General features: G+C 38.7%; 17 protein-coding genes. 3 read left to right on the forward strand and 14 right to left on the reverse strand.

Annotation, left to right across the window (positions count from 1 at the left end):
• Positions 1-47 precede the first annotated feature (47 nt).
• From lepA to gpr, 3 genes are all read right to left on the reverse strand, one after another.
• Positions 48-1,871 carry a translation elongation factor 4 gene (gene lepA / locus NST66_RS22105; RefSeq protein ID WP_013059246.1) on the reverse strand — a complete coding sequence of 608 codons (1,824 nt, stop codon included), beginning with the start codon at positions 1,869-1,871 and terminating at the stop codon, positions 48-50.
• Positions 1,872-1,999: 128 nt separating this feature from the next.
• Positions 2,000-2,335 (reverse strand): YqxA family protein, encoded by a 336-nt coding sequence (locus NST66_RS22110; protein ID WP_028411657.1) that lies wholly within the window; start codon positions 2,333-2,335, stop codon positions 2,000-2,002.
• An 84-nt stretch (positions 2,336-2,419) separates the two neighbouring features.
• Positions 2,420-3,532, reverse strand: a complete 1,113-nt coding sequence (gene gpr / locus NST66_RS22115) for a GPR endopeptidase (protein ID WP_028411658.1) — start codon at positions 3,530-3,532, stop codon at positions 2,420-2,422.
• A 256-nt stretch (positions 3,533-3,788) separates the two neighbouring features.
• Between gpr and rpsT the strand changes: the two genes are divergently transcribed.
• Positions 3,789-4,055 (forward strand): 30S ribosomal protein S20, encoded by a 267-nt coding sequence (gene rpsT, locus NST66_RS22120; protein ID WP_013085065.1) that lies wholly within the window; start codon positions 3,789-3,791, stop codon positions 4,053-4,055.
• A gap of 34 nt (positions 4,056-4,089) precedes the next feature.
• Here the strand turns inward: rpsT and holA are convergent, their stop codons facing one another.
• On the reverse strand, positions 4,090-5,106 hold the full coding sequence (gene holA / locus NST66_RS22125) for a DNA polymerase III subunit delta (protein ID WP_049166214.1): 1,017 nt from the start codon (positions 5,104-5,106) through the stop codon (positions 4,090-4,092).
• A 327-nt stretch (positions 5,107-5,433) separates the two neighbouring features.
• Here holA and NST66_RS22130 point away from each other — a divergent pair, with 327 nt between their 5' ends.
• Positions 5,434-5,568, forward strand: a complete 135-nt coding sequence (locus NST66_RS22130) for a YqzM family protein (protein WP_013059251.1) — start codon at positions 5,434-5,436, stop codon at positions 5,566-5,568.
• Positions 5,569-5,625: 57 nt separating this feature from the next.
• On the opposite strand, the gene NST66_RS22135 is transcribed toward NST66_RS22130, so the two are convergent.
• From NST66_RS22135 to NST66_RS22145, 3 genes are all read right to left on the reverse strand, one after another.
• Positions 5,626-7,917: a DNA internalization-related competence protein ComEC/Rec2 gene (locus NST66_RS22135; RefSeq protein WP_033579672.1), complete on the reverse strand. Its 2,292-nt coding sequence runs from the start codon at positions 7,915-7,917 to the stop codon at positions 5,626-5,628.
• Between the two features lie 69 nt (positions 7,918-7,986).
• On the reverse strand, positions 7,987-8,553 hold the full coding sequence (locus NST66_RS22140) for a ComE operon protein 2 (protein WP_028411661.1): 567 nt from the start codon (positions 8,551-8,553) through the stop codon (positions 7,987-7,989).
• 90 nt (positions 8,554-8,643) lie between these two features.
• The gene (locus tag NST66_RS22145; protein ID WP_028411662.1) at positions 8,644-9,279 is read right to left on the reverse strand and encodes a helix-hairpin-helix domain-containing protein; all 636 of its coding nucleotides are present in this window, start codon (positions 9,277-9,279) and stop codon (positions 8,644-8,646) included.
• Positions 9,280-9,375: 96 nt separating this feature from the next.
• Here NST66_RS22145 and comER point away from each other — a divergent pair, with 96 nt between their 5' ends.
• On the forward strand, positions 9,376-10,206 hold the full coding sequence (gene comER, locus NST66_RS22150) for a late competence protein ComER (RefSeq protein WP_025750559.1): 831 nt from the start codon (positions 9,376-9,378) through the stop codon (positions 10,204-10,206).
• Between the two features lie 39 nt (positions 10,207-10,245).
• On the opposite strand, the gene NST66_RS22155 is transcribed toward comER, so the two are convergent.
• The 7 genes from NST66_RS22155 to yqeH are packed head-to-tail and all read right to left on the reverse strand — an operon-like array spanning position 10,246 to position 14,822.
• The gene (locus NST66_RS22155; RefSeq protein ID WP_340843695.1) at positions 10,246-11,004 is read right to left on the reverse strand and encodes a class I SAM-dependent DNA methyltransferase; all 759 of its coding nucleotides are present in this window, start codon (positions 11,002-11,004) and stop codon (positions 10,246-10,248) included.
• Positions 11,001-11,354 carry a ribosome silencing factor gene (rsfS, locus tag NST66_RS22160; protein WP_013085071.1) on the reverse strand — a complete coding sequence of 118 codons (354 nt, stop codon included), beginning with the start codon at positions 11,352-11,354 and terminating at the stop codon, positions 11,001-11,003. The genes NST66_RS22155 and rsfS overlap by 4 nt, the downstream gene beginning before the upstream one ends.
• Positions 11,347-11,919, reverse strand: coding sequence for a bis(5'-nucleosyl)-tetraphosphatase (symmetrical) YqeK (yqeK, locus tag NST66_RS22165; protein ID WP_028411664.1), 573 nt, complete (start codon positions 11,917-11,919; stop codon positions 11,347-11,349). The genes rsfS and yqeK overlap by 8 nt, the downstream gene beginning before the upstream one ends.
• Positions 11,906-12,478, reverse strand: a complete 573-nt coding sequence (locus NST66_RS22170) for a nicotinate-nucleotide adenylyltransferase (RefSeq protein ID WP_025750563.1) — start codon at positions 12,476-12,478, stop codon at positions 11,906-11,908. Before NST66_RS22170 ends, yqeK begins: the two co-directional genes overlap by 14 nt.
• Before the next feature lie 60 nt (positions 12,479-12,538).
• Complete coding sequence (gene yhbY, locus NST66_RS22175) at positions 12,539-12,838, reverse strand: ribosome assembly RNA-binding protein YhbY (protein WP_013059260.1); 300 nt, start codon at positions 12,836-12,838, stop codon at positions 12,539-12,541.
• A gap of 18 nt (positions 12,839-12,856) precedes the next feature.
• A complete protein-coding gene (gene aroE / locus NST66_RS22180) occupies positions 12,857-13,696 on the reverse strand; it encodes a shikimate dehydrogenase (protein ID WP_028411665.1) in 840 nt (279 codons plus the stop codon).
• Positions 13,697-13,715: 19 nt separating this feature from the next.
• Positions 13,716-14,822, reverse strand: coding sequence for a ribosome biogenesis GTPase YqeH (gene yqeH / locus NST66_RS22185; RefSeq protein WP_028411666.1), 1,107 nt, complete (start codon positions 14,820-14,822; stop codon positions 13,716-13,718).

Genomic DNA, 14,822 nt, shown 5'->3' on the forward strand with positions numbered 1-14,822 from the left:
TCATTTTCAAAACTAATTTGACATGTTAAATAATAGAATTTCAGCTATTAATCTTCGTCCATGCGAAGCACAGCCATGAATGCTTCCTGCGGTACTTCAACAGAACCGACCTGCTTCATACGTTTTTTACCTTCTTTTTGTTTTTCAAGAAGTTTACGTTTACGAGAGATATCTCCTCCGTAACATTTTGCTAAAACGTTTTTGCGAATGGCTTTAATTGTTGAACGCGCCACAATTTTTTGACCGATTGCCGCTTGAATCGGCACTTCGAACTGTTGACGTGGAATAAGCTCTTTAAGCTTTTCTACAATGACTTTACCACGATCATAAGCTGAATCTCTGTGAACGATAAAGGACAGCGCATCGACCGTTTCACCGTTTAAGAGAATATCCATCTTCACAAGCTTCGAAGGCTGATATCCGATAAGCTCGTAGTCAAACGACGCGTAGCCTTTTGTATTTGATTTTAGTTGATCAAAGAAATCATATACAATTTCAGCCAGCGGAATTTCGTATACAATACTCACGCGATTAGCATCCAAGTACTGCATATCAATAAAGTTGCCTCGCTTCTTCTGACAAAGCTCCATCACAGCACCAACATAATCGTTTGGTACCATCATTGTGGCCTTCACATACGGTTCTTCCACGCGTTCAATCTTTTGTGGGTCCGGCATATTAGAAGGGTTATCTACAGACAGATGAGTCTCGTCTGTTAAATATACGTCATAAATAACGCTTGGAGCTGTTGTAATTAAATCAATTTTAAATTCACGCTCAATACGCTCTTGGATAATCTCCATGTGAAGCAGTCCTAAGAATCCACATCGGAAACCAAACCCTAAGGCCTGAGACGTCTCTGGCTCAAACTGAAGTGCAGAGTCATTTAGCTCTAACTTTTCTAGTGCTTCACGAAGATCGTTATACTTCGCTGTATCAATCGGATACAGTCCGCAGTATACCATTGGATTCAGACGACGATAGCCAGGAAGAGGTTCACTTGCTCCGTTTTTGGCAAGAGTAATCGTGTCCCCTACTCGCGTATCTCCAACATTTTTAATAGCTGCTGTTAAAAACCCTACGTCGCCAACAGAAAGTTCATCTTTAGCAACGGCTTTTGGCGTTAACACACCTAGCTCCGTTACCTCAAACTCTTTTCCTGTTGCCATCATTTTAATTTTGTCGCCTACTTTTACTCGTCCCTGTACGATACGAATAGATGCAACTACACCTCGGTATGCATCATAAAATGAATCAAAGATTAGCGCTTGAAGCGGTGCATCTGGATCCCCTTCAGGAGCAGGAACTTTTTCAACAATTTGTTCTAAAATTTCTTCGATTCCAATTCCTGCTTTAGCTGAAGCTAATACAGCTTCCGACGCATCTAATCCAATTACGTCTTCAACCTCTTGGCGCACTCGCTCTGGCTCTGCGCTCGGCAGGTCAATCTTATTAATGACAGGTAAAATTTCAAGGTTGTTATCAAGCGCTAAATATACGTTTGCTAGTGTTTGAGCTTCAATACCTTGAGCTGCATCTACTACTAGAATAGCACCTTCACACGCGGCTAAACTTCGCGACACTTCATATGTAAAATCGACGTGTCCCGGTGTGTCAATTAGATGAAAAGTATACTCTTCTCCATCTTTTGCTTTGTATTGAAGCTGCACAGCATTTAATTTAATGGTAATTCCACGTTCACGTTCTAAATCCATCGAATCTAAAAGCTGAGCTTTCATTTCTCGCTGTGTTAACGCATTTGTTTTTTCTAAAATACGGTCTGCTAATGTTGACTTACCGTGGTCTATATGAGCAATAATCGAAAAGTTTCTGATTTTCGATTGTCGTTTCAATCTTGCTTCTCTATCCATATTTTTTTCACTCCTACTGAAAATCGGCAAAATACACTAAACTAAATTATAACAACACATTCGTCAACATTCAATAAGCATTCCATTGGGGATTTTTCCATACAAAAAAGCAGAAAGAGATTCTGCTTTTAATTAAGAAGATGATGGATAGCCTTAAAAGCTTTTCCTATTGTACTTTTCACGCCTTCCGCTAGACTTTGACCTAGCGAGGAGAAAAAGTTAAAAGCCTTTCGTTTTTCTAAAAGCTGCTGTTTTTCATCAATGTTCACAACTTTTTTTGAACCTAAAACAGCAGCTTCCACCTGACCATCTGACGTTTTAGACACATTAATAACATGTTCAATCGAAGGATCATTATATCCCTTCATTTTAATCAGCCCTTGCTGAGCCGTCTGCATTCCTAAAAATACGACGAACAGTAAAAAAATAGTTAGCACTACTGATTTTAAAGTAAATTTAATCATATTATTAGGCCCCTTACTTCTTTATCTTCTGTAGTACTAACCATTATGACTATATTCTGAAGAACTCATTCATCTAAAAGCGTATTAATGAGTATATGCCCCAAAGTTCTCTTGGTCCACTTCATGATGCAAAGCAGCGTTAAGTCCTCCTGCAACTACATTAGCCATATCTTCAATAAACATATCCACTTCTTTTGGTGTAACCATCAAATTATGACCTAAAGGTGCAAGCACTTCATGAATAAGACGTCTTTTTTCTTCATCGGGAAGAGTGCCAATCATACCGAGGTACGTTTGACGCTGCTCTTCATTGGGTAAATCATCCTCCGTGAGCTTCTTTTTTTCTCCAAACGTCATACCGGACGGAAGCAGCGACTTAGACGGCTTTCCCTGCTCTTTCATTTCTCGGCCGAAATGTTTTAAGATAAAGTCAATTGTATCGCTTGTAATGGACACAGCATCCACCACCGTTGGAATACCTATTGCAATAACTGGAATGCCAAGTGTTTCATAACTGATTTCTTTGCGCTTGTTTCCAACCCCAGACCCAGGATGAATACCTGAATCTGAAATTTGAATGGTAGCATTTACCCGTTCAATCGAACGAGCGGCCAGCGCATCGATTGCAATAATAAAATCCGGATTCACTTTCTTTACAACGCCAAAGATAATATCACTTGTCTCAATACCCGTCATTCCCATTACTCCCGGAACAATGGCGCTAACGGGTCTAAAGCCATCTTGCACGCTTTCAGGCTGTAACTCAAACAAATGTCTTGTAATCAACAAATTATCTACTGCCTTTGGTCCAAGCGCATCTGGTGTCACACTTAAGTTTCCAAGACCCACTACAAGACAGCTAGCATCATCTGGAATGTTGAGGCTTTTAATAAAAAAATTCAGCTCTTTAGCAAATACTTCTTCCATAGCCTCTTGCTTTTCAGTATCCTGCTCGCGAATGCCTACCGATTCAAGGGTTACATATCGGCCTTTTTTCTTACCGATTGCTTCTGCGCCCTCTTCCGTAATTTCTACCATTGAAATTTTGACACCTTGTTCTTCTTTTTCTTTTACAATTACGCCGTTGATTTCTGACTGGTTATTCGGTTTAGGCTGATTTTCTAACGCTATGTCTTTTGCTTCGACAGCTAGATCCGTGCGCACGCTATATTGACTTAAATCAAGTTCTTTTTCCATTTCTTAACCTCCTAGACAATCTTTGTTGAAATTATTGTCACCGAGGACTGGCAGATTCATGCATTTAAGAAACGAAAAGTAGAAGGAAGGGCGCAATATCAGCTACAAGCTTTTAAAGAGAGGTCTGTCATATAAAATTCCTTGTCAAGGCTATTGCATTCTGTCCTTGTGTTTGATAAAATATCTTTTGTTCTTATTGTGAAGAATGTCGAGTTCTATATAATCTCGATTGTTATCATTTCGGGAGGTGAAACGGATGCCAAACATTAAATCAGCTATCAAACGTGTAAAAACTACTGAAGCTCGCCGTGCTCATAACATTCAAGCTAAATCAGCTATGCGTACTGCAATCAAAAACTTTGAAGCTTTAGTTGAAAACAACGATGTAGATAACGCAAAAGCAGCATTTGCTGTTGCTTCTAAAAAATTAGACAAAGCCGCACAATCTGGTCTTATCCACAAAAATGCTGCAGCTCGTCAAAAATCTCGCTTAGCAGTAAAACTTAACGGTTTATCTGCATAATTGAGACAAAAACGATCCCATTAGGATCGTTTTTTTATTGCGCTCTTTTTAATAAAAACAGCTGTAAAATAAGCGCTTTATCCATTTTTCCCGTCTTCATTTCATAATCTGCCTCTGCTAAATCCTTTAAAATTCCTTTAAGCTGCTGTTCCTCAAAACTTCTGCTCTGCTGCAAAGCGATTTTCACACGAAACGGATGAACCTTAATCGTTTGAGCAATTTGCTGCTGACCGTACCCTTGACTAGACAGCTGCTTCGCATGATAAATTAAACGAAACTGCGTCGCTAACAAAGATAAAATTTTAATAGGCTCTTCGTTGTTACGCAGCAAATCCTGATACATATTTAAAGCGATAGAAACCTTTCGCTGAATAACAGCATCAATAAGCGTAAATACGTTTTGTTCAAGCGTTTTTGCCACAAGCTTAAGCACCACTTCTTTTGTAATGACTCCTCCTTGTCCAACGTATAACACCATTTTTTCAATTTCATTTGTCACGAGCGTTACATTAAGCCCCACAAGCTGAATAAGCAGCGTTTCAGCATCTTCATCCATATTCACTCCATCTTTTGAAAGCAAATTATGAATCCACTGCTTCATTTCTTTTTCACCAAATTCGTTCGCTTCGATGTAAGCTGCTTGTTTTTTTAATAATTTTGTTATTTTTTTTCTTTCATCCAGCTTTTCATAAGGGGCTAGAAGAATTAACGTTGAAAAAGACGGGGGCTGTTCGACATATTGCTGAAGTTTTGCCAGATCATGCTCAACTTTATCTTTTGATTTTTCAGCCGTTAAAAATGCTGCATTTTTCGCAACCACTACACGCTTGTCTCCTAAAAAAGGAAGCGTTTCAGCATCTTCTAGAACTTGATCAATCGATGTCTCTTCTAAATCGTATAGGGACAAGTTAAATTCTTTATCTTCTTCATTCAACGTATAGTAGACGATTTTATCTCTAATCTTTTTACTCATAAATGCATTAACCCCGTGTATTAAATAAACGGGGGCGATATTATTTTTGGTAATACTTTTTAAGCTATCAACTGCCAACGTATATACGCTCCTCTTTTTTTATTCATCTATATTGATTATGTATAGTTACTGATAAACAAAATACAATTTCTATCGTAAAGGTGTTATGAGTTTTTGGCAACAATACAAAAGGAATTGTCTTAAAACGACAATTCCTCAGTTTATGATAAACATCAACAATATAAGCCCTAGGTTACTTATTTGTTAATGATTAAACCCTTATCTCTATTTTCTCCTCATGCTCATAAAGTATAGTTGTTAACTGTTGTCAGTTTGTGAAAACGCTTTTAAATTGTCTAGATTTTTAAAAAAAGTTAGATTATACTGTAAACAGGAGGGGTGTTAATGAACCAATTTGAAGAAAGTGTCCAAAGTAAACGCAACGACGCTGTCGATTCTGCCGTAGGATTTGGTGTTTCATTTGGCTTTTTCACTGCCTTATTTGTTATTGCAACTGTGATTCACTACTTGGGTTCGTAAAATTGCTTCAAGGCTGCTTCTTAGCAGTCTTTTTCAGTTCGTTTTTCTTACTATAGACTATGGAAGTTGCTGCGAAAACGTTCCTGACTTTTTTGTAAATTCATACATTACCCCACCATCTTCATCCGTTCGGTAAATATACACCCCGTAGCTTTTCAGAAGCTCTAATATTTCTTGATGAGGATGACCATAACGATTTTTTTGCCCCGCTGAAACAAGCGCTACTTTAGGGTTTAAATGTTGAACAAACTCTTCTGAAGTTGATGTTTTACTGCCATGATGACCCACTTTTAATACATCTGCTTTAAGGTTGGGAAAGTCTTTCAATATTCTTTGTTCTCCTTCCTTTTCTAAATCTCCGGTGAATAGCCATCTTAAATTTCCTAACTTAGCGTCTATTACAATTGAGCCGTTGTTGCTCGTTTCTTCGAAACCTGTCGGAGAAATAACCTGAAATAAGACACCTCCTTCTTGCCAGCTATCTCCTTGTTGAACAATTTGAACAGGCACGCTTTGTTTTTGAGCAGCGATCACCAAGCCAGTCTCTACGTCATTTAATTCGGCTTTTTTCCCAAGCACCAGCTCTCCGACAGCCACTTGTGAAAATAAATGCTGTGCCGCCCCTGCGTGATCATAATCGCCGTGTGTAATAATCATTTTATCTACCTTTGTCATTCCTTTTGAATGCAAAAAGGGAACAAGTACGTCTTCTCCCACGTCAAAAGAAGAACGGCGTTTTTGCCATGGTTCTTTTGGAAATGAAACGGTTCCTCCGGTATCGATCATATACACGCCTTTTCGATAAGGAAGCTCAATGATAAAGCAGTCTCCTTGTCCTACATCGACCATTGTGACCGTTCCTTTTGGATTCAAATAAGGATACATACATTGTGCGGCTAACAATGCCGCGAGAAGAAACATATAGCGAACGAAAAATTTCCCTTCTTCGACCGCCACAAATAAAGCATAAATGCATAGGTACATGCCCAAAAACAGCAAAATATGGGGTTTTCCCGTTACGAAATCAGCGGGAATCCACTCAAAAAAATCAAGCAATTTTTCACAAGCAAGTAAAAGAACATGAAGAATTTGCTCCAGCAATTCACTCACTCCCGGCAAGATGATACGAACAAAAAGAATGAGCAAACAAAGAGGTAATACAACAAGAGAAAACAACGGTACAAAAACCATATTTAATGGCAAACTGAGGAGAGATACTCCATAAAAATAGTACAACAATAAAGGAAGTGAACTGACTTGTGCAATCGCTGAAACAGCCATGAGCTGGCTGAAAGAAGAATGAAAACGAGGTAAAATTGTCTGACTCGATAAAATCAAGGCAAAACTAACGGCAAAAGAAAGCTGAAATCCTACATCAAATAAATAGTACGGTTTGAAAAGCAGCATGCTCATAAAAGCAAGGCTGATGCTATCAACCAAAAGAATTTTTCTTTGTATTTTTATCGATATAAGCATCACCATACTCATAAAAACAGCTCGGACAACTGAAGCGCTGCCACCGGCCAAAACCATGTATACAGGAAGAAGCAAAAGTAAAAGCGTAATGGCTCGCTCGCGCGTTATTCCAATCCGAATGAGCAAATAAAAACACATCGCTGTCAGCAGGCCAACATGAAGACCTGATATGGCAAGCAAGTGTATTAAACCAAATTGCTGATAGCGCTTGATACTCTCTTCTTCGATCCCAGTACGCTCGCCGTAAATTAGTGCCTGCATAAATCCAGCGCCTGGATCCGACATGTTTTGTTGAATATAATTAATTCCTTTTTGACGAATAAAGGTAAGGTACGTAAGTGGAGTTAAGGTGGGGAGCTGGCATTTTGCCAAATCAAGTCTCTTGACGTTAAGCTGCCAATGAATAGACTGATGGTATAAATATTGCTGATAATCAAATGCATGAAGGTTGCGAGCAGATGAAGGAGAAGTTAATTGCCCTGCTAGTTGACAAACTTGATGAATCGTTAGCTTTTCGAGCTGCTGTTTCTCTTCCAGCGTTTTTAGTTTATAAAAAGCCATGACTTCTTCATTTTGAACCGTAAACTTAAAAGTAAGCTTGTCGCCGTCACTATGCGGAACAGATGAAATTTCGCCTGTAAAAGTAGAAGATTCAGCTAAAAGAACCGTTTTGTTATGGTTATTTGCCTCAGCTAATAGGTAGACGCACAAAACGCTCAACAGTGCAGAAGCAATAACCACTTTCCTGGGACATTGTAGCCATTGAAAAATGAAAAGCACGATTAGCAAAAACAGGCTTACAGCGGAATGATTATCATATACATATAAGGCTAGCATCATGCTAAAAGCACAGTAAATATAATATCCTTTCACTTTTAGCTCCTTTCTTCCTTAAAAGAAAGAGGCTTCTTACTGTTACCAAGTAAAAAACCTCTTTTACCTTTAATTTGCCGTAAACAAAGCGAGAGCTTCACGCTGTAAATTCATCACTTCTGCTTCGTCAGCTCCGCTTTTTTCTAAACGAGCGAGAACATCCGTTACAAATTGAAGCTTCTCTTTACTTTTTAAGTCAATGATTGCTTCATCAAGTTCAACTTTTGCTGTTTTCACTCCCGCCTGTTCAAATAACTCAACAGCATACGGATGATTTTTGTAATCATTAGCATAATATACTGTTTTAATTCCCGCTTGAATAAGAGCTTTACAGCAGTTTAAACAAGGAAAATGCGTGACGTATACTTCCGCATCTTCTGTCTTTACACCAAACTTAGCACACTGCAAGAGTGCATTCACTTCTGCATGGACAGTTCTTACGCAGTGGCCATCAATTACATAGCAGCCTTCGTCAGCACAATGCACGCCTCCGCTGATCGAACCGTTGTATCCTCCAGCTATAATACGTTTATCACGCACCACTGTAGCTCCAACAGCCAGACGTTCACAAGTGCTTCTTAAAGCTAGCAAATGGCTTTGTGCCATAAAATATTGATCCCATGAAATCCGGTTCATCTCATTCCCTGCCTTTTTATTTAAAACTGAATAATGATACTTTTCTCTTTCATAGTGTAGCGTTTTTTTTCCTTTTTCGTCAATAAGTCTCTACTGTACCGTAATTTGAGCTTTGATTTTTTCTAGCGACTTCTCGCCAATACCTGATACTTTTCCCAAATCCTCTACTGTTTGAAACAAGCCATTTTCCTCTCGATATGAAACGATGGCACTGGCTTTTGAAGGTCCAATGCCATTTAACGTTTGCAGTTCATCAGTGTTCGCTGTATTGATATTAACAAGGGGCTGATCATTTGAAGTTCCTGAGGAAGAAATTGAAGAAACTGGAGATGAAGGGGGGATTTCTTCTCCAGCAGCTGGAATATACACAGCCATTTCATCTTGTAGCTTGCTAGCTAAATTGAGCTGTCTTAAGTCCGCTTCTTTCGTAGCGCCTCCGGCTTGTGCTAGAGCATCTTTTACCCTTGCATCTTTCGGAAGCTGGTATACACCAGGCTTCTGAACAGCTCCTTTAATATCCACCATCACAAACGGGGAATCTTGGCTTGAAATTACTTGATTAGACGACTCTCCTTCTTTTTTTGTACCAGAAGATTCTGCCTTGATTATATCTGAGGTTTGAAGAGAACTTTCCGGTTTCTCTCCGCCTGTTCGATAGATATAAAAAGCCAACCCAACTGCTAAGCAAATACACCCAATTAGCCATTGTTTTTTTGAAAAAGTCAACTTGTACACTCCTTTGAATTTTGAAGTAACGTCATAAATTCCATTACGTCTTCATAGTGTTTAGAAGAAAAGGCTTTTGAAGGAGGGAATGAATCAGTGAACATAGGGTTTATCGGAACAGGAAACATGGGGAAAATATTAATTGATGCGTTTATTGAATCAAAAGCCGTACGTCCTTCTAAAATTACTATTATGAATCGTACAAAAAAAAGGGCCAAAGAGATTCAACAGCAGCATAAAAAAATTCATGTTGCTGATACAGCTGAAGAAGTTGTTCACGCATCCAAAGTCATTTTTATTTGTGTTAAGCCATTGGATATTCACCCCCTTTTAATAAAATTAGAACCACTGCTGACGAAAGATCACTGCATTGTATCCATTACCAGTCCAATTAGCGTAGAACAAATCGAACGCCTCATTCCGAGTCAAGCAGCTAGAATTATCCCTAGCATTACGAATCGGGCATTAGCAGGTGTTTCTCTTTTCACGTTTGGAGAAAGATGTACGCCTTTTTACCAAAATTATTTACATGAATTATTTTCATCTATGTCAAAGCCTGTGGCTATTGATCAAACGATTACCCGCGTATCATCCGATATCGTAAGCTGCGGTCCTGCATTCTTCAGCTTTTTGCTTCAACGCTTTATTGATGCAGCAGTTCAAGAAACAAATATTTCTGAAGAAGAAGCTACCGTCATGGCCAGCGATATGATTATTGGAATGGGAAAACTGTTGGAAAAAGAAATATTTACGCTTCCTACCTTGCAGGATAAAGTATGCGTAAAAGGCGGTGTAACCGGAGAAGGTATTAAAGTTTTAGAAGCTGAACTCGGAGAGATGTTTGTGCACGTATTTCAAAAAACACACGAAAAATTTGACGAAGACATTGAGCTTGTTCACAATCAGTTTGATAGTCTTATTCCATAATTTCTGTAGAAATCCTGCTTTGAAACAAAAAAGAAGCCTCTACTCGGCTTCTTTTTTTTGCGCAGAGAAAAAGATGCGCTCACTGTTTGAAGTAGGCTTACTCATTTTGAAATCTGCACTTACTTCTATATTTATAAAACCAGCTTGGCTCAACCATGATTGATAATGGTCAATCGACCAAGTGCGCTGAGCATGCACCTCATCAAAGCGATGATATGCATCGATTTCTTCATCATAAGCAAAAAACGTAATATCATGCTCTACACGCATGTCTGTATCGTCATAGGTGCAGTTCCAAATATATGACACGTCTTCATCTACATAAGAAAAAGATTGATTTCCAAATACGTCCTTCATCTTGTGCACTGAATGAACATCAAATATAAAGAGCCCACCTGGTTTTAAGTGTTTATATACACGTTGAATGGTTTCTTGAACTTCTTCATCACTTTGCAAATAGTTCAAAGAATCACAAAAGATTACTACACAATCAAACTCTTTCAATAACTCAAGTTCCGCCATGTTTTGCTGAAAAAGAGATAGCGTTACCCCTGCTTCTGCTGCCTTCTCTTGAGCTACCATAAGCATATCATCAGACAAATCAACGCCGACTACGGAGAAACCTTCTTTTGCAAATCGAACGGAGAGTTCTCCCGTGCCGCAGGCAAGGTCTAATATACTGTTAGGCTTTGTTTTTGCTTTTGCCACCTGCTGATTAAAAAATTCAGCCCAATCGTCATACGGAACGTCTGCCATTAGCTGATCATATACGTAGGCAAATTCTCCGTACCTGCTCATAGCTGTAGCTCTTCTGAACTTACAAATGGTGCATCTCCCCATAAGCGTTCTAAGTTATAATATCCGCGCTCATCTTTATGGAAAATGTGAACCACAACATCCCCAAGATCAACAAGCACCCACTTAGCCTGCTCAAACCCTTCTAAACGCTTCACAGAAATGCCTTGTTCGTGTGCTTTTTCTTTAATTTCACGAGCAATTGCCTGCACTTGTTTATCTGAGTTACCGTGACAAATAACAAAATAATCTGCCACAAGTGAGATTCCTTCCATATTTAACGCTACGATATCGATTGCTTTTTTATCATCGGCTGCTTCTACAACAAGAGATAGCAATTCACGTTCAGTCATGTGTTTGACCTCCTAAGATTAAATCATTATATGTCATCATCGTATCGGGATAAACGGCCTGATGTTTGGTCATTAAAAAAGAAATAGTATTCTTTAATGATTGAATAAGTGCTGCATTTAAGTCGGTTTTAGCTAACTCCCGCACTTCATCAACACCTGGAAATCTCCTTCCAGGTTCAATATAATCAGCAACGTACACAATTTTTTCAAGTAACGTCATGCCAGGTCTTCCGGATGTATGGTAAGCAATTGCATCCAATACTTCCTTATCCGTAATCCCTACTTCATTTCTCACTAAAAACGCGCCTACTGGAGCATGCCATAATTCGGTATTGTATTCCAATAAAGAAGGGTTCATGTTTTGATCAATAATAATTTGCTTCATCTCTTCCTTTGGACGAAACTTGGCATAGTCATGAAAAATAGCAGCCAGTTCTGCTTTTTTTTCGTCTGCTTCAAAACGTTTAGCTAATTCAATTGCTGTTTCCATTACCCCGACAGTATGAATATAACGACGTTCTGTTAACTGTTTCTTTACGATTTCTAATGCCTCAGTTCGATTCATATAATTGATTCTCCTCGATATATTGTTTAACACCAGCAGGTATAAAATAACGAATGGTTTCTTTCTTTACTACTCGTTCGCGAATAAAGGAAGAGGAGACATCAAACTGCGGAACTTCTACTTCTTTTATCGGGTAAGGGGACGTAATGGTATACCCCGGGCGCTTTACACCTACAAATGTAACCAAATTGACTAATTCATCAATTTCATACCACTTCGGCAAATATTCTACCATATCAGCACCAATGATGAAATGAAACTGATACGTTGGATATTTCTCTGTTAGTATTCTCATCGTATCATATGTATATGAAGGCTCTTTGCGCTCAAATTCAATCGGCTGCAGGGTGAATTGATCATGTTCTTCAATAGCTAGCTTTAGCATTTGTAAACGATGATATGGCTCAATAGGCTCTTTGATTGTTTTATGAGGTGGAATATATGACGGCATGAACCATATCTCATCTAATTTCAAGGCATGCAAAACCTCATTTGCCATCATTAAATGCCCCAAATGAGGCGGATTGAACGTTCCACCTAAAATTCCAATACTCTTCAACAATCCCCGACTCCTTTAATTTACTTCATTTTTAAATAGAGCGGGTTTCCCCGCTCTATTTCATTTCACTTTTGGAAGCATTAACTGCTTATTTTCACGTGATTCTTTATATAACACAATTGTATTTCCAATCACTTGTACAAGCTCTGCTTTTGTTCCTTTTGTTAATCGAGCAGCAACCGTGTCACGATCTTCGTCACAGTTTTGCAGAATGCTTACTTTTAATAATTCTCTTGCTTCTAATGCATCAGCAATTTGACCAATCATATTTTCATTGACTCCACCTTTTCCTACTTGGAAAATTGGATTTAAATGATGTGCTTTTGAACGTAAAAAACGTTTTTGTTTACCTGTTAACATAAAAACCTCCGTTGTATCTTATCTCTTAGTTAGTGTTGAAAGAACAATGTGTTCCATTGCCTCTTCGTCAGGACGGACCTTCGTCCATTTTTCAAATGCAAGTGCACCTTGCAGTACAAACATACCGACACCGTTATGAGTGCCTGCCCCTTTTGCTTCAGCCTCTTTCAAAAGCTTTGTTTTTAAAGGGTTGTAAATAATATCGCTGACTACCGCTTCTTTTTGCAATAAAGTAAGTGCTAAAGGCAGCTCATCAACGTTAGGATACATCCCCACCGAAGTGGTATTAATAATAATATCGAATGTATCTAGTTGTTTTTCCGCATCAGAAATAGACATCGCCGCCGTTTTCGTCGAAAAAGGCAGCTCGTTAGCTAGTAAAGCTGCTTTTTCGACGGTACGATTGCATATCGCAATTACATCGGGAGCGTGCTGAGCTGCAATTGTATAAAAAATAGCTTTTGCAGCACCTCCAGCTCCAATAATTAAAATTCTTTTTTGGGATAAGCCGCCTTCTACTGCTTTGAGTAAAGAAGTCACATACCCCTCTCCGTCGGTATTGTATCCAATATAACGGCCATCTTGATTAACAACTGTATTTACAGCGCCAATTGCCTTTGCTAATGAATCGACTTCATCCAAATGATTCATAATATCAACTTTATACGGAATCGTGACATTAAATCCTTGAATGTTTTTATCTTTTAGCTCTCCAATAGCTGACTCAAAATGAACAGGTTCAATTGGAAAAGCCTCATAATGCGCATCCATGTTCAGACGTTTAAAGGCATCATTTTGCATCAATGGCGATAGTGAATGCCCAAGCGGATAACCAACTAGCCCATATAATGTACTCAAGATTTTTTCCCCTTTTTGTTTAAATTAAAGAATCGCGCACAAATACGCCGACTCCTTTTGGTGCATGCGCCACAACTTTTGAACCTGACTCATTAACCGTCACCCAGCCAAGCCCTGAAAAAACAATATCCGTCTTTTCATTTTTGATTGTAAATTCATGTGCAACAAGTTCAGGAAACTCACTCATTTGCTCTGGGCGCGGCGGCTGAAGCAGTTCACCTGCTTGCTTTTCATACAACTCATCTGCTTTTTCAAGCTTTGTACGATGGATATGCAAATCATTCGATACATAACATGTTAACGACTTGCGGCCTCCCTGTACATAATCTAAGCGCGCCAGTCCTCCAAAGTATAACGTTTGCCCTTCGTTTAGCTGATAAACCTTCGGCTTTATTTCTTTTTTAGGAGAAATTAACTTTAAGTCTCGTTTATCTACATAGTGAGCCATTTGATGATGATTAATAATGCCAGGCGTATCATATAAAGACGCGCCGTTATCAAGCGGGATATCAATCATATCAAGCGTTGTGCCCGGATATTGAGACGTAGTAATAATATCTTTTTCTCCCGTTACTTCTTTAATAATGGCATTAATAAATGTCGATTTACCAACGTTTGTACATCCAACAACATATACATCTTTACCTTCGCGATAATGTTCAATGGCTTCGGCAATTTCTCGAATTCCTTGTCCTTTTTGCGCGCTCATGAGGAACACATCCACTGATTTTAGGCCAAGCTCTTTCGCTTCTCGCTTCATCCAATGAATTAGTTTATTTTTCTTTATAGACTTCGGCAGTAAATCTGCTTTATTTCCCACTAAAAGAACCTTATTATTTCCAACAAATCGATGCAAACCAGGTAACCAGCTGCCATTAAAGTCAAAGATATCTACAACTTTTACAACCAAACCGTCCGTTTGACCAATTCCATTTAAGATTTTTAAAAAATCATCGTCTGTTAAGGAAACATCTTGTACTTCATTATAATGCTTCAAGCGAAAGCATCGCTGGCAAATAATAGCTTCTTTTTCTAATGCTGATTTTGGAGCGTAGCCAAGTTCATTCGGTCGTTCTGTTTGAATCTCCACTCCGCATCCTACGCACTGTATTTTTTCTTCACTCAC

Origin of the sequence: Priestia sp. FSL W8-0524 (assembly GCF_038005965.1) — a bacterium.
GTDB classification, from domain to species: Bacteria; Bacillota; Bacilli; order Bacillales; family Bacillaceae_H; genus Priestia; species Priestia zanthoxyli.